Raw genomic sequence first — 21,661 nt, forward strand, 5'->3', positions numbered from 1 at the left:
AACACCCCCTATTTCAGCCTGACCCGCGGATCAACCGCGGCATAAGCGATATCCGCCAAGAAGTTCCCCGCAATCGTTAAACAAGACAAAAACAAGGTAAACGCCATCAAAACCGGATAATCACGATAATGCACAGATTCCAGCTGAATACGTCCGACTCCCGGCCACCCGAAAATCTGTTCAATAATGATGGCTCCGGAAAACAGTCCCGGCAGTTCAAAAGCAAGCAGGGTGATGGCCGGAATGAGCGCGTTTTTCAACGCATGTTTCCAGATGACGGTGCGCTCTTTCAATCCCTTCGCTCTCGCCGTTCTGATATAATCCTGTCTGATCACGTCCAGCATGCCGGAGCGGAAATACCTTGTCAGCGAGCCGATGCCGAGCATAGATAAAATCACGACCGGAAGAATCATATGTCTGGCGGCTTCAAGCACGTACGAAAAACCTGTACTCGTGCTTCCGGTATCAATCATCCCGCCGACGGGCAATAATTTCAAATCCACCCCAAACCACTTAATAAACAGAAGGCTGATAAAAAAAGACGGGAACGCCATGGAAGCAAACACAAGAAACGTCACGATCCCGTCAAACCATGAGTATTTCCTGACAGCGGATATGACACCCGTTATCATCGCGGCTGACCATGTGACAAGCAACGCCAAAAACGCGACAAAAAACGAATTCCAGACATATTTCCGAAGCAGTGACAGGACGTTCTCCTGATATTTCAAAGAAAACCCAAAATCTCCGCTGAGCACATTACCGAGCCACGTCACATAGCGCTGCCAAATCGGCTGATCCAGCCCGTAAAGCGCTTTTAACTCCTTCGCTCTTTCAGGAGTCAGGTTTACATTGGAATCAATATAGTCGCCCGGCAGCATGGCGAATAAGAAAAAAATAATAAAAGACGTACCGAATAAGATCACAAGCATTTGAATAAATCGTTCTGCAGCATACCGTTTCACAAAAAGCCCCTCCTTTCCGCTGAAAGGGCAAAATCCCCAGGATGCACCGGGTATTTTGCCCAACCGTTCTATTGAATTGAGACATTTGAGACATTTGAGAGACTTGAACTGATTCCAGAATAATTGTCAGGCTCAAGCCCTTTTATTTTTCCGCTGACCGCCCTTGCGCTCTGACGGTAATGAATCAGAATGTAAGGCGGGTTTTCCCCGAGCTCCCGGTACAGCTGGTGATAAATCTCTTTTCTTTTGCTGATATCAAGCGTGCCGGCTCCTTTCTCTATCAGCCGGTCCGCTTTCGGATTGGAATATCCCGTTACATTATTGGGATGGCCGGAAGCCAGCTTTTCCACCGTGTCATTCGGATCAAGAATCTGCGAGGTGGAAACGGCGGCAAGGTCGTATTGTTTGTCATTTATTTTCGCTACTTCTGTATTAAAATCCATGACTTCCGGTTTTAATGAGATTCCGATGTCCGCGTAATTTTCTTTCGCGATCGGGATGAAATCATCATCCGCTTTAGACGTGTAATAGCTGATTTCAAGCTTTTTGCCGTTTTTTTCACGTACACCGTCTTTGCCCGTTTTCCAGCCTGCATCATCGAGAAGCTTTTTGGCTTTTTCAGGGTTAAACGCGTACCGATTGACACCTTTGTCATCATAAGCCCACGAAACCGGAGACACCGGAACATTCGCGACCTCTCCGTAGCGTTTAAAGCGGACATCGACGATTTTTTGACGGTCAAGTCCATAAATAAGCGCCTGGGACACTTTCTTATCTTGAAAAGGCGGACGCTTGTGATTGACGTACACAAGCCCGTAATCATTCACGACAGATACGCTTATATTGGCAAAACCGAGACTTTTTAAATGCTGAACCGTATCATCATCAGGTGAGAAAGAAGCGTAATCAAGGTCACCCGTTTCAAACAGCTGAAGAGAAGTTGACGGATCGATAATTTTATAAATCAGCTTTTCCGTTTTCGGTTTTCCGGCATAATAGTGTTCATTAGCCTGATAACGTATTTCCTGTCCCGGAAGGTATTCTGTAAATTGATAAGGTCCCGCTCCGAGCGGTTTGGCATAAAGCTCTTTTAAATAGTCCAGTTTGCCGAATTGATATTTCTTCCCGTAGTAGGCTTCTGACAGCACCTGCCCGCCTAAAAGAAGCAGCGACTTCGCACTGACTTTCTCAGTCGTGATTTGAATGGTTCTGTCATCAAGGACGCGTATGCCCTCTATCGTCTTTGCCTTTCCTTCTTTGTAAGCCTTGCCGCCTTTAATATAGGCCGTGGTGATATCTTCATAGCCCGCGTATGCAGGATCATGCAGCAGTGTTAAAGTGAATGCGGCATCCTTTGCGGTCAATGGTGAACCGTCGCTGAAAACAAGATTTTTTCTTAAACGGAACGTGTATGTAAGCTGATCTTTGGAAATTTTCCAGCTTTCCGCAAGAGCCGGGGCAGGCTTCCCCGTTTTATCCAGTTTGACTAACGGTTCAAAAATAGGATCTGTCGCATTTCCGTCCCAGCCGTTTTCGTAAAAGTACGGCAGAAACACGCCGCCCGGCGCGGAAATCCCAGCAACAAAAGTGTCAGTTCTGGCTTTCGATTTAGCGGGAATCGCCGCCGGATGAGAAGCTTTAAATTCCTTTGTCTTGACATGGGCGATACGTGTTTCTTCCTTTTTATCAGCCGCAGATGACGGTTCTTCTCCGGCACTCCCTAACGCGCACCCTGATAACATGATGGATACCGACAGCGCGAGTACCGTTGTTTTTATCCTCCATTTTCTCTCCTTCATCTTTATCGAACCCCCGCATGCTTTTCATCTATCTTTATATAAATCTGCTCCATCTGTTCCTCATTTCTCATAATCTCCCGTTTGTTTTTCTCTACAAGCAGTTCGAAATTCAATGTGTGTTTTCTGTACTTTTTTCGTTTTTTGCTCTTTTTGCGCACATGTGATACCTTTTTTAACGCCACTTTTCATCCCTCCGCTTTTCATTTCATTCAATGACTTTCACGCAAAAAAGGCCCTTATCTGTTTAAAAGATAAGAGCCTTCGGTGATCCGATCAGCCATCGTTTGGAAATATGTAATGATTATGTTAATTCATACAATCCCTACCTGTCAACTATAATTTAAAATATCGTTTCCTTCCGGGGGTTTTCCTCATACACACTCTCATTTTTCCGCATATGCTAGAAAACATAGCAGAGTACAAGTGAAAGTGAGTGAGAATGTGGAAAAGACAACATTAACCGGTCGCATCGTCAAAAAAGATGACCCGGACTATAATGCTGCAAGAACCAATATCAATTTAAGCCTGCAAAGATATCCAGACATCATTGTGTTTTGTCAAAATAAACATGACGCCCTCAATGCGCTGAGATGGGCGCGTGAGAACAATGTGCCTTTCCGTATCAGAGGCGGAAGACACAGCTACGAAAATTTTTCCCTGTTAAATAACGGACTAGTCATTGATCTCAGTCAAATGAAGAAAATAAGAGTAAATGAGGATACGCGGCTGGTCTCGATTGAAGCGGGAGCCGAATTGGGGGAAGTCTACCGGACACTCTGGCGGTACGGCTTGACCCTTCCTGCGGGGACCATTGCGAATGTGGGAATCACGGGGCTGACGCTCGGGGGAGGAATCGGATATTTAACAAGGACAGCCGGACTTACTTGCGATCGTCTCCTCCAGCTCGAAATGATCATAGCGGACGAAAAAGCGGGTGCTGACTTGATCACAGTCAACCGCTCAAAGCACTCTGATCTATTTTGGGCGTCTCAGGGCGGAGGGGGAGGCAACTTCGGCATTGTCACATCCATGATGTTTAAAGCCGTGCCGATCTCGTGCGTTTCTGTTTTTTCTGTCACTTGGGGCTGGGATGATTTTGAGGAAGTATTTAACACATGGCAGCGCTGGGCTCCATTTACAGACAACCGGCTTACCTCATCCATTCAGTTTTGGCCTAAGGAAGTAAACCGCATAGAAGCGCTCGGTCAATTTACCGGGACAAAGGATGAGCTGAAAGAACTGCTGGCTCCGTTAATGAAAGCGGGAAAACCGGCAAGCGGCATGGTCAAGACAGTGCCATTTATTAAAGCGGCAGCCTTTTTTAACAGCCCGGGAGGCAATCAGCCGCAAAAGATGAAGCGGTCAGGATCCTTTATTGAAAAACCATTATCTTCACGCGCGATTTCCACTTTAAAGCGCTATTTAGAGCACGCTCCGAACGAAAACGCCAGTGTCTGGCAGCAGTCTCTCGGCGGGGCGGCCGGACGGATCGCTCCGGACCAAACGGCATTCTACTATCGCAACGCAATCATTGCCCAAGAATATATTACAACTTGGACATCTGCTGAAGAAGAAAGACAAAATGTCCGCTGGATCGAAGGACTGAGAACGTCCCTATCAAGAGAAACGATGGGAGATTACGTGAATTGGCCTGATAGAGAAATCAGAAACTGGCTGCAAACATATTACGGAGAAAATGTTCACCGCCTCCGTCAAGTCAAAACGAAATACGATCCGGAAAATATATTCCGATTTGAGCAGAGCATTCCGCCGCTTCGCCGTTCACCGTTTTTCTAAAAAAGATGAAGATGGGCAAACTCCATCTTCATCTTTTCTTTTATTGATATAAGCGGCTTCCCTTCTCCGCAAACTCTTTTGCTTTTTCTTTCAGCCCTTCATTGACGGCCTCGTCTTCAGTAAGTCCGTTTTCCTTCGCATAATCACGAATATCCTGAGAAATTCTCATGCTGCAGAACTTGGGACCGCACATCGAACAGAAGTGAGCCGTTTTTGCGCCTTCAGCCGGCAGCGTTTCATCATGATATTCGATTGCTCTTTCAGGATCAAGCGACAAATGAAATTGATCACGCCACCGGAATTCAAACCGCGCCTTAGACAGAGCATCGTCACGGATCTGTGCACCTGGATGCCCTTTAGCAAGGTCTGCGGCATGTGCTGCGATTTTGTACGTAATGACGCCTTCTCTTACATCATCACGATTCGGCAGCCCCAAATGCTCCTTCGGCGTGACATAGCAAAGCATCGCCGTCCCGTACCAGCCGATCATCGCCGCGCCGATTGCTGAAGTAATGTGGTCATAACCCGGAGCGATATCCGTCGTTAATGGCCCGAGCGTGTAAAAAGGCGCCTCTTTACAAATTTCCAGCTGCTTGTCCATGTTTTCCTTAATTTTATGCATCGGCACATGACCCGGTCCTTCGATCATCACTTGCACATCGTGCTTCCACGCGATCCCCGTCAATTCTCCGAGAGTCTCCAATTCCGCAAACTGCGCCTCATCATTGGCATCCGCAATCGAACCGGGGCGAAGCCCGTCACCAAGTGAAAAAGCGATATCATAGGTCTTCATGATTTCACAAATTTCTTCAAAATGCGTGTACAGAAAGCTTTCCTGATGATGAGCCAGGCACCATTGCGCCATAATCGCCCCGCCGCGGGATACGATTCCCGTCGTGCGTTTGGCCGTTAACGGGACGTAACGAAGCAGTACGCCGGCATGGATGGTAAAATAATCCACACCCTGCTCCGCCTGCTCAATCAATGTGTCACGATAAATGTCCCACGTTAAATCCTCGGCAATGCCATTCACTTTTTCAAGCGCCTGATAAATCGGCACCGTCCCCACAGGCACGGGACAGTTGCGGATAATCCATTCACGCGTCGTATGAATGTCTCTTCCCGTGGATAAGTCCATCATCGTATCGGCGCCCCAGCGAATCGCCCACGTCATTTTTTCGACTTCTTCTTCGATAGAAGATGTAACAGCCGAGTTGCCGATATTTGCATTAATTTTCACATGAAAATTCCGGCCGATAATCATCGGCTCGCTTTCCGGGTGGTTGACGTTAGAAGGAATAATCGCCCGTCCGTTCGCCACCTCTTCCCTGACAAATTCGGGAGACACATGCTCGCGAATTGCGATAAACTCCATTTCCGGCGTAATGATGCCTTTTCTCGCATAATGCAATTGTGTTACATTTTTCCCCGGCTTGGCCCGAAGCGGTTTCCGCTGCAGGCCGGGGTATTCGGCAGCATGATCTTCTTTTTTATAACCGTTGTCTTCAGGTCTCACGGTTCGGCCGTTATATTCCTCTACATCTCCGCGCCCGGTAATCCACTTTGTGCGGAGCGCCCCCAGCCCTTCATGAATATCAATTTGTACATCCGGGTCTGTATACGGTCCGCTCGTATCATAAACACGGACCGGCGCATTCTCCTCTTCCCCGAATGCCCCCGTAGTCGCACTCAGGCTGATTTCCCGCATCGGCACTCGTATATCGGGCGAAGAACCTTCTGCATAAACCTTTTTACTGCCGGAAAAACTCGACATAATGGAAATGTTCGCTTGCTGTACTGATTGATTTTGCATACAAATCTCTCCTTTATCATTTGAATAACAGAACCAAGCTCAGCACCAGCACAAAAAAACCGGGTTCAAAGAAGAACCCGGTTTTGCAGTCAGAAAGAAACTATTATTGTTTTCTTCAACAATAATAAAACCTTTACTTCCCCACGCTGGTACGAACCAGATCAGGTCCAAAGGGTTAAGAAGCCGCCGCTTCTCTCTCAGCCCGCTCAGACGGGCACCCCCAGTAACTATTGATTTCGCTCTCATCGTAACATAAAGCCAATCGAAAAAAAAGAGGAATATAGAAAATATTCAGCTAATTCAACCCAAATATTTGACAGGCAGCGGGATTTCAGATATCCCATGTTCACCCCTCATCACCTGATATGCCTTTGCGTACGGTCTTGAACTCACTGTCTGAAACAGCTGATCATTTATGAAATGAAGAGCCGCTCCATCGTCCGCCGCATAGCCGCCGCACAAGAATTCTTTAGATATCAGCTGATGATATATCGGTCTTCGGTCTTTTTCACCGTCATAATGAGGACAAAAGCTCCCTTGCAAAAAACCTAAACTTTCCATACTGGTCAGCGGCCCGGCTGAATCTGTCACTCCTTCTTCAAACCAGCAGATTGCACCCGCGCTTAATCCGGCTAACACCACACCGCTCTTCCATGCTTCTCTCAGAATAAGATCCAATCCCCACTCCTTCCACAACACAAGCATATTCCGCGTATTTCCCCCGCCGACATAAATCACGTCCTTTTCCATTAGAAACGAAGCTAAATCTGTTGACGGCGGCTTAAACAGCGATAAATGAGACGGCACACAATCAAGTGTTTGAAATGCACGATAAAACCGCTGAATATAGTTTTGGGAATCCCCGCTCGCCGTCGGCAAAAAACAAATACGAGGCGACTTTCGCTCTGATTGCTTGATGACATATTGATCGAGGGATAAATTTTCCGGCTCCATCGAGAATCCTCCGCCGCCCATCGCAATAATCTGTTTCATCATCCCGCTCCCCCCGGAAAATTTGTTATTCATTATAGCAGTTGTATACATGCAGAGATAAGTATTTTCTTAACAGACCAGCGTAAAAAAGTATACTGCCGCAATAACAGAAACCGCAAATCCCAGCCTTAGAACAGCGTTGCATGATCAATTAGATGCAGCTGTTCATCTGCATAGAGAACTGTCAGAACTCCTGTTGGGAAAAGGTTGGCTCCTGGATAAACAATTTCAGACCGATTCGCTTTTATCTTGCAGAGACTGTAACAAAGTCATACAAAAAAGACGATGTCTTGAGACCCCGTCTCTTTGTTTTATTGCTCCACTCTTCTTAAAGCCTCATTTATCGTTTCTTTTATAATCGCGTCTTCACCGCTTAATCGCTCTAAATTGAGATCGCCGTTTCTCAGCCTTTCAGAAATATTGTTTATATCCTCCTCTACCGTAATTTGCAGCTCACCGGCCAAAAACATTCTGTGTAATTCATCAGCAATCATACTTTCTTTATCCATTTAAATCCGCTCCTTTGCTTTCAATATTATTCTTAGTCTGTCCGAAGGCGGACAAATAATAGAAAAAAAGTATGAATCAAATAAATCTTTTTTCCTCCTTCTTACGTATATCTGTTGAGAAAAAGAAAAAGGGGAAAATTTAACATGTCATTTTAAAAAACTTGCGGCAAGTGCAGGAACCGGTGCCGCAAAAGTAGAGACAATTTTAGAGAAAGACGCATATTATCCAGGAGAAGAAGTAAGAGGAACTTGTACATGTCAACGGCGGGAAAATCTCTCAGGACATCCGCTATATTGATTTACAGCTTAACACACGGTACGTCATTGTAAAAGATGATGAAGAGCACTGGAAATACGCTACAATCCATTCTTTCCGGGTCACTGGTTCATTCACCATTCAGCCTGGAGAAGAGCATCAATTTCCGATCTCATTCACCCTCCCTCTTGATACACCGATCACTGTAGGGGATCAAATGTAAAAACCCGTTTCTTATATGAAGAAACGGGTTTTCAATATACCGGCGGACTGTATTCTACGTTATACTCACATTGATGAAAAGCAGCTTCGTTTTGTTGTCAATACGTTCTCTACATCATGTGACGTTTTTGGTAAAATCCCCACAATAGTGTCCGTTCATAAGTAATAAAATTTAAATTGCAAAAATGAGTCTAACCATCTTCCTGAATATTTGTCCAATAGATCCTCTGGCCAACGAGATCATTTCAATTACTGTAAATCATTTTAGCACTTCTTCACTTCTTTTCACCTTAAAGATCTTACTCTGCGGAATATTGGGATTGTGGTGAACAACATATGCTTTAGAAAAACGATATAGGTACTCTGCTTCATGAGACTTAGGAGTTAAGATTATCATTTTCCGCTGTAGTTCCTGTTCATATAACTCAAACACTTTATCTTTACGTCCTTCATCGAGTGCACTATCAAACTCGTCGAGTACGATATAGCCTGGTGTTGCTTGAATCGTTTGTAATAATGCCAAAGCAAATAGTAAGGAACTAAGAGACTCTTCCCCACCAGATACCCCTTTTCCTACTTTGCCGCCTCTTGCTTTAACACTTACATCCTCTAATTTTCCTCGATGTCCTTCTTTACGTGCTTTAATATATAAAGCATAGTGAATTTGATGACGTCGGTCTGTCCTCATATCCCAATCTATCTCCCCTTGAAAGCCAAACAGAGACATATAATTGACAAACTTTTGATTAACACCAATAACTTTACTATTAATTGTACTTTCTAAGTCTTCTTTTAGACGTTCCATACGCTCTGTATATTCCTCTAACAATAGTTTGGATGTCTTCACTTCTGTTGCGGAACGATCATACTCTTCTTTCATTTTTTGATAATTTTCTGGAGCAGCTTCATCAATCCCTGTTTCATTTGCTGCATGAGAGTATTTAATTTTTCCACTTTCTCGCATGTCTTCTGCCTCAGATTTAGTTACATTAGGTAGTTCTGTAAGCTCTAATGCAAAATCTTTTAATTCCTGTTTTACAGAATCTAATAACCTTTGGATGTCATGTTTGATTGTTGAATAGTTCTCTTCATTCGTTAAATATTCTTCAGACCGATGTTTGATTTGCCTTTCTATTGACTCAATTTCTCGGTCTTTGTACAGGAGGCTATCGTCCAAATCCTCTAAGTCCCGATTTAATTTCTTTTCTTCACGTCGCTTCTCATCTAAAAGAGAACCAAGTTGTTCTAACTGTGCATTTTTATTATTCTTCTCTTCTTCTAACTCAATTAAGTATTGCTTCAATTGGCGTACTTCTGTTATTTTTCCCTTCTCTTTTTCATACTGAATAAAAATTCCCTGATAGTTTTTAAAGGTTTCTACCTTTTGCTTCCAGTCAGCACGCTCTTCATTGAGCCTATTCCACTCTCCCTGAATCTCATCCCTATTTTCTTCGAGTTCAAGTTTTTCATTACTTAGATTGTAATGCTTACTCTTTCGCCATTCTCGTTCATTTTCTTTTATCAAAAAGGCTTCCGCATCTTTTAAAGATTCACGTCTTCGAAATAGCGTACTATTTCTACGTGTTAATTCATCTATTTCATTGGATAGAATGCTAATGTCATTGCCAACCCGATCAAGCTCATCTTCTACTTGTATTTGATATTTTTTTAAAACTTTTTCACTTAGAATAATCCGCTTTTCCTCTTGAGGACCTCTTATCCCTCTCGCATCGAGAAGTACACCATTTTGAATATGTGGTTTTTCATTTTCAAAAAAGCTCGTAACCCACCACAGTGCTTTTACCGCAAGCGGATAAAGATTATTGCTTAATTTTTCTTTTATCTGCAAATGTTTACCCGGAAGTTGTGTAATTGTTTTTTCCGGAACAATATTTGGCAACGGGACATGGTATAAATCATTTGGCGCATGAAAATCCTTTTGGTTCACAAACAACGTATACTTTATCGTATCAAACAAATCTTCATCATTCGGCTTAGCTGTTTCATCTAATTCAACAAGCTCCCGCAAAGGATAGACTTCTATATTTCGCTTTTTGAAGTATCGGATAGACACTTCCTGACGAGAACTGTAAACGCGATTCATTCTAAGATTTTCTAGTTCTTTTTCTAAATTGTCTTTTTTAATTATAAGTTTCCCTTTTTCATTTTTTGCATTTTCTAGTCGTTGCTCATTAAACTCCATCTCTTCCTGCACAGCTTGACTACTTTTATATGCATCAATAAGTTTACGCACTTCTTGTTCCCTAGCACTGTCTTGGTCAATCTTCACTTTTAGTTCAGCAATTTGCGGGGTTATGTCATCTAATTTTTGTTTATTTCTTTTCAACAACTGTTGCTTTTCTTCCATTAAAGCATCAATAGAATCATACTTTTCCTCCGCATTAACCAAAGCTTCATTTACTTCTTCTTCAGTCATGCCCATTCGTTCTACTCTCTTCGTAATTTCCTCGATTTCGTTTGAGATAGCCTTCACTTTATCATTATAACTTGTTATCTCTTTCTGCAAATGATTGAGCTCATCGACTAGCCCGATTTCACGGGACTCCATTTGAGTGATTGCTGACTGAAACTTTTCATACTTTTCTCTCTGGTCTGCTTGTAAAATTAAATCTTGCTGCTTGTCTGTACTTTTCTCTTCTTTGTCTGCTTTTAGTGTCTCTACTTGACCTTTTAAAGTAGTCATTTGATTAAGATGATGTTTTTCCAACCATTTAAGAGCTGAAAGATACTGCTTGAATCCGTCTTCTAACCGCTCATTTCGATCATAATACCTGTCTAATTCCGTTTTCTTTTGGGTTAACTGGAGTTTGTTAAGACCTTGTTTACTCTCCGCTTCCTGCAAGGTCTGCTCCGTTTCTTTTACAAGTTCTTTGCTTTCTTCCCAGTTTTTCTGGATTCTATCAATACCATTCATTTCACTAAAAATACGGAAGCGTTCTTCTGGATGCATCACTGCAAATTGGTTTACCTCTTTTTGATACCAAATCAAATAAAATTCATCCGGATCAACGGCATATTTATAGAGAATCTGGTTTTTATATTCAGTAAAGTTAAAGTTCCGATCTCCAGAAGAATATTTCGTTTCCCGTTCCCACTTGTCAATGACTTCCCCCTCTTGAATATAAAATTCTCTTTTTACCGGATCACCCGGTTTCTGTTCAATGTCTAATCGAAACTGCACAAACTGCGGCGCATCAACCTTGATTTGCCCATCATTTTTAAACAGCAATTCAATCTTTGCCCGCCACGTTTGGTCTGTTGGAAGGTTGTTTGACTTTAACCCTTCAAGATCGACTTTACTTGAATAAAGAACGCCGCCCATACAAAACGTAACCGTTGATTTTCCAGCACCATTTGGTCCTGATATTAAAATATGGTGATCTTTATCAGAGAAATCCATAACTGTCGGCGTATAATCCCGTATTCCTGAAAATTTAAGTCTCCATGGAATCATTACTTGTGCCTCCATTCATGTTGTAGCGTTTAAAGAACCGTAAGATATCATCCATGTGCAACTGATTCGATTGACTAAACTCGGTGTATCTTCGTAAAAAGGAATTCGAAAACAAATTAGCACCGATAGATGTAAGTTGATAGGCTTCTTCCTCTGAGTTCGTATCATATACTTCAATTGCCCCAATCTTTTTCAGCGGATCCAAGTTAGCTTGAATTTTTCGTGTTACCTGCAATGATTCGTGGCCAAAACTATTAATCAATTGGGAAAAGAGTGTATATTCATTCTGCAGTACTTCTTGGTGATAAAAAATAAACATGAGAATAGCTAGACTTTCTTTATTTAATAGTGTTTTTGCTTGTTTTGCTGGCACGCGCATGAGGGCTACCACTTGATTTCTCCGCTCATCATAAATCACTTTCATATAACGACTAACAGCTTGGTTTACTCGCTTGAGAAAAGAAAAAAATGCTTGATCATCATCTGTAATTCCAATTAGTTTTTCTACTTCCTTACGTGAAAGTCCAAAATTCCCACTTCGAATTGTAGCAGACGATGAGAACAGGATTTGCATAAATGCAAGCTCTTCCTCTGTAGTTAAAAATCCTTTTATCGATTGTAGGGTTGCTAACGGATTAACGTTCGTGATTTCTTCCTCGTTTTCTAATTCCATATGTTCCTTGTTCATCCTCACTCCACCTCCAGTCACGCTGATCGTTGTTATCAGACAGTTTCTTTTTCGCATATTCATCAATGTCAGCTTTTTTATTAGCCACTAGTGCTGAAACACCAATTAATCCGTTGAGTACGTCACTCCATTTGGATGATCCAGACCGAATAATTAGTTCGTCAAGGCCCGCTTCTTCTACTTCCTCCAGATATGCTTCAATCCGCTCTGTGTGTATCATTTGTTTCGTCATTTGCCATTTCGAATCACCCATTATTTCATCCAACTGATCTTCCATTATTTCTTCTGTGCCTGGAAATTCTTCTTCCACTGTTTCCTCTATCTCTTCTGTAATAGGTTCATAGTTTTCGATATAGTTAATTCCCTCATCAATGGCCCTCGGTGATAGCGGGCTGGCAAATTTCACTGGCGCCCATAGACCATCTATTTTTTCGTCCTCGTATTGTCCTTGTTCCATGAAGCTTAGTATTTGATGTGCATTCGGTATTTCAGAACCAAGGGGCGGATCAAACGATTTTACAATGAACGTGCGAAACTCTTCTGGCCGGATTATATGGTTAAAATCCGTTTCTTGTAGGTGGGCGAACTTTAGAATTTTATTAATTGTCCCAAGGCTAATTTTTGTCCCATCACTAATCGCAGCCGTACCTCGTTGTTTTATATCGGAAAACACAAGCTCTTGATCTATTGTTTCAAATTTCTCCATTCGTTCTGCCATTTTACCTTCTAGCTCTGTCATCAGATGATGAATCACTTCTACTTGTGTTAATGCATTTCGGTCTGCTAAATACTCAAGCTCCCTCTCATAGAGAAGCAATACAGCTTCTTCCACGTTTTTAATCATACTAGCAAGCTTATTCCCACCAGAAATTCCTTTATCATCATATGCTTCACTTAGTTCTGCATCTCTTTTTGCTTGAAAGAGAGACCTTGCCACATCATCATTAAGATAATACGCAAGAGAATCATTAGCTAAACGAATCAGTACATCCATCATTCGTTTTCCTACATCCCGCATTTTAATTCGTTTTGCTGTTTTTGCTACCCAATTGAATTTTCCCAAAACGAACACAAGATGTTTCATGTAACCTTGCGTAATTGCTTCATCATAGCCATATACATTGCGATAGCGATAAAATAATGTTCCCTCGTTTTCAATTGGTTCTGCGATACCGAGTGCTTCTTGATTAATAATATTTAACACTCGGAGGAAACGAAGTACGTGGATTGGTGACTGAAAATACTCCTTATCACTTAATTCCGTTAATACACCCGAAAGTTGTGCAATATCACGCATCGATTGTAGCAGCTCAGGTTTATCATCTGTAACATCAAAGATCGAAATTAATGATTGATCCACTTTTTCCACAGCTCTGCTCCTCCAATTTCTTGTTCCTGCTCTTCTTTCCTCATTTGTATGGATTGTTGGTATTTGTTTGCAAAAGTTTCCCATTCAGTCACCACGGTTAATGGTGGTACTATCCACTTTGTTAGGACATGTTCATCCTGTGTTAACTTATATAATTGCTCGGCAATCAGATAACCTGCTTTATCAACGTCGGTCCAAATAATAACTTGACTGACACACGTTACTACTTGCGAAATTAGTAGTCTATGTGCAGACCTAACTTGTCCATCCACACCCAATACAAAGCTTTTCGTACCTCTTAAAAATTCTTCCTCGTAGGCCATACGTGTTAACACGCCTCTATTTTCAACCAGCCACAACACATCTGCTTTCGTATTAAACGTCTCCGAAAAAACAGCTAGATCTGTTGTTGCGTGGACAGTACCATAACGATAATCCACGTAGTCCCCTTGCATTGGCCCAGTAAAAAACAATGGTGTAATTGTCCCCATACTTGCCAGACCTAACAATTGAATTGGGCGATGAAGGAGGTTTTCTGTTTCTTCAATAAATTCCTTTTTATAAGCATCAAACTGCTTTGATCCACCTATCATCCGATAGTAGGTAGCACCTATTTGCTTCCAATCAAAATGTTTTTCCGTACATGCCAGTTGGTATAAAGCAATCAAAAAATGTAGAAATACTACTTGTTTCCTTAAACGCCAAGAAGGATGAATACTCTTAATTAATTTTGCCTCTCCAGCTAAAACCCTTTCTGTCTCACTTGCAATTTCATCTATGTGCTTGGCTAATAGGGAAACAACATCTGCGCGCTGGTCTTGTTCAAAACCTGGCACATCGCTACGCCTGGCAACTTCCCACTGCTTATTCCAATCAAGTATCCAGTTTCTACTCTCCTTTTCTGCTTCAGCTTCTGCCTTTAAGCTCAGTTGATAAAGTATAAAGCCCATTCGATATCGTTCTGTTTTTACTGTTCTCTCATCTTTTTCTAAACGAATTTCACGAATTATCCACCCAAAACGAATCCATTCATAGGTTTCATCAGAAAGATCAACCTGCTTTTTCGTATTCGGACTTTTAAAACTGTTGGTTAGTTTTGTTGGAATTTTATCTATTCCCTGTAAGTCCGTATTAATCCCAACCATTAGCCTTGCAACAGTCCTTCTTGTTCTCGCCGTTCGCTTAATTACCGGTATATGAATAATGCCGTTCTCTTCCGATGCGTCACTAACATGTAAACTCTCATTTTTTAATACAATATGGTATTGCAAATAATCTTGTAACTCCACAGAAACCAAGGTACAAACCCCCTCTATTATTCCTTTATTTTACCATGGGTCTAGGTGGTAGCACGATGGGGTAGGAAGGGAATATTAGGAATTCACTTAATGGTAAGTCGTAACCTTTATTTGAACGAATATCCTTCATCTCATCCATTTCTTCACTTCCATTATTTTATCCATCGGCGCAAACACATTTATGTAAATTAAAATTTTCAATACTAATTCTTTTATACTTATAATAGATCTTTTAACTATAACAAAAATAGACAGGGAATTACTCCCTGTCTATTTCGATAATAGTATTTAATAAATTGTGTACTTAGATTGTATACCGGTGGCCGGGGTCGAACCGGCACTCCAGAAGGAACACGATTTTGAGTCGTGCGCGTCTGCCAATTCCGCCAGAGCATTATCACAATTGGCTGTAAACCTTGCCACCGTTAGCTTTATAAATGAATCGTGTATTCAGTAATACGCACAAAAAGTGCTGTACTCGCATACGCTCATTATTTTTACATTATATTGTGCTGCTGCCTTCAACTTACCATAGGATGTTTGGATGGACAAGTTGATACTGAATGTTTTTTATTGCTACTTAAGAATAACCTTATCCCAAATACCAATACGCTCATCCAGATTTTTGCGTAGTTTTTGAACAACTTTTTTCTCAATGACGGAAATGTATCCTTCCATTAATTTTGTATTAATATTTCCACTGTCGTCTACTGGAAGTTTAATTTCAACATCAGGTGCATCAGAAGGATAGAAATTTCGAGAATAGCTAAATTTACCTTCAATAGCTTTATTGATATTAGGCTGAATATATCGCAAAGCCTTTTCACTAAATTTAGGAGCAGAATTATATAGAACTGTGACATGGTCGTCAGCGCCATAATTATAATTTCTGTAAAACGTATTTCCAAACATGTCGATGGTCAAACTATTCTCTGGAAAAATCTCTGCTTCAAGATTGCCAATAAAATCAGACAAGCCCATTTTGTCTACGCCAGCAGTAATAAAGGGTAAACTTCCGGGAATACGGTCAAACGATTTTATTCGTTTACCTCGTTTAATCGTGTCGAACAGTTCTTCTAATTTGAAGGAACTCATTTTTGAGTTGGCGTGCTTAATAAGGGTATCTTCATCTTCTTTTTGTAGCAGCACATCTTCATATTTACTAAAACCAAATTTCCGAAGATGACTATCAATACTTCCCAAATATTTCTTCTCAATACCCTTTATATATGTCTCCATATACTCCCAGTATGGCTCGTCAGATGCAGCATCTTTTACTGGTAACTCAATGATGCTTTCCCTTATTCGTTTATTCGTAGCCTTTATTCCATAGGCATAACGGCTTTTTAGTTCTTTCTTTAGCACCGTTATTATATAGAGAGAGCTGTATAAGTTAAGGTTTTTGTTTTTCATGTAGCTCATCGAACCGCCTGCTTCCTTTAAAAAGAATGGCGTATTGACATATGAAAACTCTTGTGTGTTTGAAGAAGCAATAATACAAGGTTCAGATTCAACATTGTTTAGGTACTTAGGGTCCACACGAAGATACCCAACGATAGCATTATTCGTAGAAGACTGTCCAACAAAAGGATATAACTCACCATCTTCTACTGTTAGGGCAGGAATATCGAGCGGTCTTATTTGTATCTTCTTTTCCCACGTTAATATATCACCCACCCTGAATTTTTTATATATAATCAATCATTTTCACCTCTACCCGTCAGCAGCTGGTTTACTTCAAAAGCAAGATACTCACCAACAGTTTTCATAAACTCTTCTTCGGTAGGTGATGTGTCATTAACTTGGTGAAACTCAAAATTCCAGTCAATTCCTGAATCTGTAATTAGGTCTTCAACATATACTTTATCAAGATCCCAAAGCTCTTGATGAAAGTCAGGGTTTCTAACAGCAGCTCTTCCTAAACGGAAAATTTTCACAATATCTTGATAACGTTCTGATGGATGGTCAATTTCATAATTTCCTCTTAGCGTTCGTTTATAGCCATCATTTCTGAAATCAATAAATTTGACAGTATCCATTTCAAAATTATGAGGTTTCCCTGCTTCAACGATATAGATTGAAGTTTGTACCCCAGCGGAGGGTTGGAATGTATCAACGGGCATTTTTATACTTGCGATCAATGTATTGTTTTTGAGTATCCGTTTATTTGTTTTTGCCGCTTTTCCGCTCCCTGCTGAATCTTGAATGATAATTGCAGCTCGTCCACCCTTTTCCATAAATTTAAGACCGTGCTCCAAGAACGGCATCCCATTTTCTACAAATGTAAAAGGTGGATTCAAAAGTAATTTATCTGCTTTAAACTTTTCGTATAATCCAGGTGGACGGTCGAATGAGCTACCTTTTTGGATGTTACTAGAGCCATCGCCACGAAGTATCATATTTGTTGAAGCGAGTGTAAACATTTTTGCGTTCAGTTCCACCCCAAGAAGTTGCTGCTCTTTGATTTTTTTTATTTTCTCTATTGCCTTAGTAGTATTTTTGCCGTATGTTTTTTCAGCATCTTGTATCATCGTTTCCATTGAAGCAATAAGGAAGCCCGCACTACCTGTAGCTAAGTCCATTACACGGGACTCCATATTGACATCGAGAATTTGTGACATCATCTTTGTAACATATGGGGGTGTAAGGACAATACCGATTTCTTTTCCATCACCTAATGCATATTTTAAGAAGACGCTGTACATTTCACCCATTATATCCAGGTGGCCAGCTGTCCCATCAATTGCTAAATAGACATACTCGTAAATATAGGTAAACACTTGTTTTGTAACAGAGGCTTTACCGTCAATTAATGTCGCAACCTTCTTATCTAAATCGGTCAATTCATCCCGATCTTTATCAAGTGAAATTGCTTCCCTGAATGAACCTAACATTAATGTTCGTTTATCTTGGGGGATTTGTTTTGTTGTCAGGTATTTTTTAATCTGGTTTACTACAAGCACTCCATCACGGTCTTCGTCGTATTGGTCACCGTTTAAGTCGTCAGGAACTAGGCCTATCCCTTTTATGTCTCCCTTTTTGTCGACGACATCTTGCATTGATAGCAGCATACCTGAAACGTAGACAACTCGTTGGTCTACTGGGATATTATGATTGTTCATCAAAACGTTTAAGTTGTTTGCGTGTTTCTTTAACAACCCTTGGGAATCAATTAAAATCCGATGTTTCTCTTTTTCACTTAGAGTAGCATCCTCATAGAAACTATCGAATGTTTTTTTATTTTCCAAGAAGTTCAAGTTGGTGTACTCAGACATCAATTTTGGCTCTGCTAATGAACCGAATACATAATATACAGAAACCTCTACATCATCCTCTGAATCGCCTGCAACACCAATTGCGATAACTTCATTGTATTTGTTAGAAGCAATCATATTTTGGGCATAGTACACAGCACCATTAACCGCAAAATTTTTAATTGACTTATCATCCATCTTTAAACCGCTCTTGTTTAGGGCGATAAGTTTATTGGTGTGAAGTTTGTTTTCAAAAACAACAGGAATACGGTAATTCTCAATATGAAAGTCAGGTTTTCCGAAGTTTGTCTTGTTCTTTGTCTTTGCAGAACCTTTTAAAGCTTCTTTCATATAATCTGTCATATTGGATTCAACATTGAAATCTTTTTGATTTATAAGACCGAGATTCTCAAGCTCTTTTTTAACATAATCGTTTACTTGGTCTTCTAGTTTCCACTTGATAATGTTGCTCATTATTCTTATTTCCTTTCCAGATTCTATAAAATGTAATCCACTTACAAACGTTTAGGAAGGTTATTTTATTAAGCGCCTTTACTAGTATACCATGTCGGATTTTTAATTTTTATTTAAATTTACTAAGGATGCACTTAGTTTAAATCTTGAGTAGCTTATCCCTCGCCGACCGAACAGATTATACCATTTGGAAATAATGCCCTAACTAAATAAAATAAAGCCTTCTATCCAGTTATATCAATACATTGCTGGATAAAAGGCCTTTTTTATTGTCAAAGGTGGTGTTAAACTGCTAAAATGCGAATATATTGACCCTATTGAGTTTTCAGCTATTTTTATCATGAATAGCTGACCTAGGGATTATAATGAAAAGGGAACTGACTGCCGCCTCCTTCCAACATTCCTCCCCAGTTCCAGCCCTATAATTCTCTGCTCATACTGATTCCTGCTTTACTGGGCTGTCTAAGCAGCTCCTGAATTTCTTCATCCGTAAAAGGCTTTATCTCCTTCTGCTTAACGAGCCTCTCGGCTGGATTGGAAGCAATATATGATTCACTGTATAAAAAGGAATATAGCTACTTCATTGCTCTTATACGATGATTAACAGTGGTAGGATTATTCTTGAGTTTCTCTGTACAGTAAAACACTACGTCCTTAAGTATGGATTCATTAGCCTCAGTAGGGCTAAGAGGATGCCCCTGGTCCAACAGTGCCCGCTTCACTACTGCTTTATTCTCCTTGTACCATCTTTTCGTATGGAAAGACAGGTTCCGCGTAACCATATCCTTTAGAACTGCTCCTCACAATAATCAAAGTCGTTCCCGCCATCCTTTAAGAATAGTTCAACCGTTTCTGTTGTTTCAATCTTACCTCTTCTTTTTGCCATGCTGCTTGACTCCTTAAATAAGGATTTGAATGCAGCACAATATTTTTACGTACACGATTCCAGCACACGACACAAAGAAAAAAGGATTGCGTGCTCAGTATAATACTGAACTCTCAATCCCTTTTCTAAAGCTAACTTTCGTAGTAGATTATACCGGTGGCCGGGGTCGAACCGGCACTCCAGAAGGAACACGATTTTGAGTCGTGCGCGTCTGCCAATTCCGCCACACCGGCATGTAATGCGTCGTGCTCAACCGACGTATATAAATATAACATGTATTTTATAAACCGTCAACGGTTTTAGCAAAGTTTTTTAAATGGTAATGCAGTATATCCGATACAAACAAGAAACTTATATTGATAGTCATTACGTTTTTATTATATAAAAAGAGTGATCTGCAATATGCAAATCACTCTCATATATGTTTTATAATGTGAAAATTGATGACCAATTTAACATAGTTCGTTCAAAGTTAAATTGGTGCCGAGGGCCGGACTTGAACCGGCACGGTAGTCACCTACCGCAGGATTTTAAGTCCTGTGTGTCTGCCAATTCCACCACCCCGGCAATAGAAAGGCGACACCCGGATTCGAACCGGGGATAAAGGTTTTGCAGACCTCTGCCTTACCACTTGGCTATGCCGCCGTAATTTGGAGCGGAAGACGGGATTCGAACCCGCGACCCCCACCTTGGCAAGGTGATGTTCTACCACTGAACTACTTCCGCAACATGTAAAAGAACTTAATACATCTTATGCTGTTGTTTTTTAAAAAATGCAACTGGGCTAGCTGGATTCGAACCAACGCATGACGGAGTCAAAGTCCGTTGCCTTACCGCTTGGCTATAGCCCAATGATAATATGGGGCGATTGATGGGAATCGAACCCACGAGTGCCAGAGCCACAATCTGGTGCGTTAACCACTTCGCCACAACCGCCATAATCTGAAGATGAATAAATAATATAATGGCAGGGGCAGTAGGAATCGAACCCACACCGGAGGTTTTGGAGACCTCTGTTCTACCGTTAAACTATGCCCCTATTTATAAAATGGTGGAGGGGGGCAGATTCGAACTGCCGAACCCTGAGGGAGCGGATTTACAGTCCGCCGCGTTTAGCCACTTCGCTACCCCTCCATCATTTAGAGTGCCGGCCAGAGGACTTGAACCCCCAACCTACTGATTACAAGTCAGTTGCTCTACCAATTGAGCTAGACCGGCAAATGGTGGCTCGGGACGGAATCGAACCGCCGACACACGGATTTTCAGTCCGTTGCTCTACCAACTGAGCTACCGAGCCTTTTTATAAATGGCGGTCCGGACGGGACTCGAACCCGCGACCTCCTGCGTGACAGGCAGGCATTCTAACCAACTGAACTACCGGACCATTTAATTTTTGGTTGCGGGGGCAGGATTTGAACCTGCGACCTTCGGGTTATGAGCCCGACGAGCTACCGAACTGCTCCACCCCGCGATAATAATGGTGGAGGATGACGGGCTCGAACCGCCGACCCTCTGCTTGTAAGGCAGATGCTCTCCCAGCTGAGCTAATCCTCCATCATATAAGTGACCCGTACGGGATTCGAACCCGTGTTACCGCCGTGAAAGGGCGGTGTCTTAACCGCTTGACCAACGGGCCCTGGTATTTTTTCGTTTGTTATGTATTAATAATTAGTGGCGGAGAGCAAGGGATTCGAACCCTTGAGACGGGGTTACCGCCTACACGATTTCCAATCGTGCTCCTTCGGCCACTCGGACAGCTCTCCATAAATGGCTCCGCAGGTAGGATTCGAACCTACGACCGATCGGTTAACAGCCGATAGCTCTACCACTGAGCTACTGCGGAATGAAGTCTGCCTGGCGATG

Annotated in this window: 13 protein-coding genes, 16 tRNA genes, 2 pseudogenes and 1 riboswitch; of the genes and pseudogenes, 3 read left to right on the forward strand and 28 right to left on the reverse strand. The window is 41.6% G+C overall.

Going from position 1 to position 21,661, the window contains the following annotated elements; genetic code table 11:
- Positions 1–8: 8 nt before the first annotated feature.
- The 3 genes from OVA33_RS20470 to OVA33_RS20480 form a co-directional block, all read right to left on the reverse strand.
- Positions 9–965, reverse strand: coding sequence for an ABC transporter permease (locus OVA33_RS20470; RefSeq protein ID WP_017417310.1), 957 nt, complete (start codon positions 963–965; stop codon positions 9–11).
- A 68-nt stretch (positions 966–1,033) separates the two neighbouring features.
- Positions 1,034–2,764, reverse strand: a complete 1,731-nt coding sequence (locus OVA33_RS20475; protein ID WP_025650304.1) for an ABC transporter substrate-binding protein — start codon at positions 2,762–2,764, stop codon at positions 1,034–1,036.
- 2 nt (positions 2,765–2,766) lie between these two features.
- Positions 2,767–2,946 (reverse strand): FbpB family small basic protein, encoded by a 180-nt coding sequence (locus OVA33_RS20480; RefSeq protein ID WP_003155431.1) that lies wholly within the window; start codon positions 2,944–2,946, stop codon positions 2,767–2,769.
- Positions 2,947–3,205: 259 nt separating this feature from the next.
- Between OVA33_RS20480 and OVA33_RS20485 the strand changes: the two genes are divergently transcribed.
- The gene (locus OVA33_RS20485) at positions 3,206–4,561 is read left to right on the forward strand and encodes an FAD-binding oxidoreductase (protein WP_063636893.1); all 1,356 of its coding nucleotides are present in this window, start codon (positions 3,206–3,208) and stop codon (positions 4,559–4,561) included.
- A gap of 40 nt (positions 4,562–4,601) precedes the next feature.
- Here the strand turns inward: OVA33_RS20485 and thiC are convergent, their stop codons facing one another.
- The gene (thiC, locus tag OVA33_RS20490) at positions 4,602–6,374 is read right to left on the reverse strand and encodes a phosphomethylpyrimidine synthase ThiC (RefSeq protein ID WP_128974034.1); all 1,773 of its coding nucleotides are present in this window, start codon (positions 6,372–6,374) and stop codon (positions 4,602–4,604) included.
- A gap of 121 nt (positions 6,375–6,495) precedes the next feature.
- A riboswitch (TPP riboswitch) is annotated at positions 6,496–6,606 on the reverse strand.
- A gap of 68 nt (positions 6,607–6,674) precedes the next feature.
- On the reverse strand, positions 6,675–7,367 hold the full coding sequence (locus tag OVA33_RS20495) for a Type 1 glutamine amidotransferase-like domain-containing protein (RefSeq protein WP_025650301.1): 693 nt from the start codon (positions 7,365–7,367) through the stop codon (positions 6,675–6,677).
- Between the two features lie 88 nt (positions 7,368–7,455).
- On the opposite strand from OVA33_RS20495, the pseudogene OVA33_RS20500 reads away from it, so the two are divergent.
- A pseudogene (locus OVA33_RS20500) lies at positions 7,456–7,725 on the forward strand (spore coat protein); the annotation flags it as partial.
- Here the strand turns inward: OVA33_RS20500 and OVA33_RS20505 are convergent.
- On the reverse strand, positions 7,679–7,876 hold the full coding sequence (locus OVA33_RS20505; RefSeq protein WP_017417306.1) for a hypothetical protein: 198 nt from the start codon (positions 7,874–7,876) through the stop codon (positions 7,679–7,681). The pseudogene OVA33_RS20500 and the gene OVA33_RS20505 overlap by 47 nt on opposite strands.
- Positions 7,877–8,027: 151 nt before the next feature.
- Here OVA33_RS20505 and OVA33_RS20510 point away from each other — a divergent pair.
- Positions 8,028–8,343 (forward strand): annotated as a pseudogene (locus tag OVA33_RS20510) (sporulation protein); the annotation flags it as partial.
- A 270-nt stretch (positions 8,344–8,613) separates the two neighbouring features.
- On the opposite strand, the gene OVA33_RS20515 reads toward OVA33_RS20510, so the two are convergent.
- From OVA33_RS20515 to OVA33_RS20620, 22 genes are all read right to left on the reverse strand, one after another.
- Positions 8,614–11,829: an AAA family ATPase gene (locus OVA33_RS20515; protein ID WP_017417305.1), complete on the reverse strand. Its 3,216-nt coding sequence runs from the start codon at positions 11,827–11,829 to the stop codon at positions 8,614–8,616.
- Positions 11,810–12,517 (reverse strand): hypothetical protein, encoded by a 708-nt coding sequence (locus tag OVA33_RS20520; RefSeq protein WP_017417304.1) that lies wholly within the window; start codon positions 12,515–12,517, stop codon positions 11,810–11,812. Before OVA33_RS20520 ends, OVA33_RS20515 begins: the two co-directional genes overlap by 20 nt.
- Positions 12,465–13,886 carry a hypothetical protein gene (locus tag OVA33_RS20525; RefSeq protein WP_017417303.1) on the reverse strand — a complete coding sequence of 474 codons (1,422 nt, stop codon included), beginning with the start codon at positions 13,884–13,886 and terminating at the stop codon, positions 12,465–12,467. Before OVA33_RS20525 ends, OVA33_RS20520 begins: the two co-directional genes overlap by 53 nt.
- Complete coding sequence (locus OVA33_RS20530) at positions 13,862–15,175, reverse strand: toprim domain-containing protein (RefSeq protein WP_223255056.1); 1,314 nt, start codon at positions 15,173–15,175, stop codon at positions 13,862–13,864. The genes OVA33_RS20525 and OVA33_RS20530 overlap by 25 nt, the downstream gene beginning before the upstream one ends.
- A 585-nt stretch (positions 15,176–15,760) precedes the next feature.
- A complete protein-coding gene (locus OVA33_RS20535) occupies positions 15,761–16,885 on the reverse strand; it encodes a restriction endonuclease subunit S (protein WP_063636887.1) in 1,125 nt (374 codons plus the stop codon).
- Positions 16,882–18,912 (reverse strand): HsdM family class I SAM-dependent methyltransferase, encoded by a 2,031-nt coding sequence (locus OVA33_RS20540; RefSeq protein ID WP_063636888.1) that lies wholly within the window; start codon positions 18,910–18,912, stop codon positions 16,882–16,884. Before OVA33_RS20540 ends, OVA33_RS20535 begins: the two co-directional genes overlap by 4 nt.
- A gap of 1,037 nt (positions 18,913–19,949) precedes the next feature.
- Positions 19,950–20,031, reverse strand: a tRNA-Leu gene (locus tag OVA33_RS20545).
- Positions 20,032–20,276: 245 nt separating this feature from the next.
- Positions 20,277–20,365: transfer RNA gene (locus OVA33_RS20550), tRNA-Leu, on the reverse strand.
- Between the two features lie 7 nt (positions 20,366–20,372).
- Positions 20,373–20,443, reverse strand: a tRNA-Cys gene (locus OVA33_RS20555).
- A gap of 6 nt (positions 20,444–20,449) precedes the next feature.
- A tRNA-Gly gene (locus OVA33_RS20560) sits at positions 20,450–20,524 on the reverse strand.
- A 53-nt stretch (positions 20,525–20,577) separates the two neighbouring features.
- A tRNA-Gln gene (locus OVA33_RS20565) sits at positions 20,578–20,649 on the reverse strand.
- A 9-nt stretch (positions 20,650–20,658) separates the two neighbouring features.
- Positions 20,659–20,734 (reverse strand) — tRNA-His (locus tag OVA33_RS20570).
- A gap of 29 nt (positions 20,735–20,763) precedes the next feature.
- A tRNA-Trp gene (locus OVA33_RS20575) sits at positions 20,764–20,837 on the reverse strand.
- A gap of 10 nt (positions 20,838–20,847) precedes the next feature.
- Positions 20,848–20,932 (reverse strand) — tRNA-Tyr (locus OVA33_RS20580).
- 11 nt (positions 20,933–20,943) lie between these two features.
- A tRNA-Thr gene (locus OVA33_RS20585) sits at positions 20,944–21,016 on the reverse strand.
- Between the two features lie 3 nt (positions 21,017–21,019).
- Positions 21,020–21,095, reverse strand: a tRNA-Phe gene (locus tag OVA33_RS20590).
- A 10-nt stretch (positions 21,096–21,105) separates the two neighbouring features.
- Positions 21,106–21,182: transfer RNA gene (locus OVA33_RS20595), tRNA-Asp, on the reverse strand.
- Between the two features lie 10 nt (positions 21,183–21,192).
- Positions 21,193–21,269: transfer RNA gene (locus OVA33_RS20600), tRNA-Met, on the reverse strand.
- A 7-nt stretch (positions 21,270–21,276) separates the two neighbouring features.
- Positions 21,277–21,352, reverse strand: a tRNA-Val gene (locus OVA33_RS20605).
- Positions 21,353–21,362: 10 nt separating this feature from the next.
- A tRNA-Glu gene (locus OVA33_RS20610) sits at positions 21,363–21,434 on the reverse strand.
- 36 nt (positions 21,435–21,470) lie between these two features.
- Positions 21,471–21,561 (reverse strand) — tRNA-Ser (locus OVA33_RS20615).
- Positions 21,562–21,566: 5 nt separating this feature from the next.
- Positions 21,567–21,641: transfer RNA gene (locus tag OVA33_RS20620), tRNA-Asn, on the reverse strand.
- Positions 21,642–21,661 lie beyond the last annotated feature (20 nt).

It is taken from the genome of Bacillus sp. KICET-1 (assembly GCF_027721405.1).
GTDB classification, from domain to species: Bacteria; Bacillota; Bacilli; order Bacillales; family Bacillaceae; genus Bacillus; species Bacillus velezensis.

Excerpts from the sequence above, each read along its gene's own strand:
- thiC (WP_128974034.1), bottom strand. The coding sequence starts at position 6,374 with ATGCAAAATCAATCAGTACAGCAAGCGAACATTTCCATTATGTCGAGT.
- OVA33_RS20495 (WP_025650301.1), bottom strand. The coding sequence starts at position 7,367 with ATGAAACAGATTATTGCGATGGGCGGCGGAGGATTCTCGATGGAGCCG.
- OVA33_RS20505 (WP_017417306.1), bottom strand. The coding sequence starts at position 7,876 with ATGGATAAAGAAAGTATGATTGCTGATGAATTACACAGAATGTTTTTG.
- OVA33_RS20520 (WP_017417304.1), bottom strand. The coding sequence starts at position 12,517 with ATGAACAAGGAACATATGGAATTAGAAAACGAGGAAGAAATCACGAAC.
- OVA33_RS20540 (WP_063636888.1), bottom strand. The coding sequence starts at position 18,912 with ATGAGCAACATTATCAAGTGGAAACTAGAAGACCAAGTAAACGATTAT.
- OVA33_RS20475 (WP_025650304.1), bottom strand. The coding sequence starts at position 2,764 with ATGAAGGAGAGAAAATGGAGGATAAAAACAACGGTACTCGCGCTGTCG.
- OVA33_RS20515 (WP_017417305.1), bottom strand. The coding sequence starts at position 11,829 with ATGATTCCATGGAGACTTAAATTTTCAGGAATACGGGATTATACGCCG.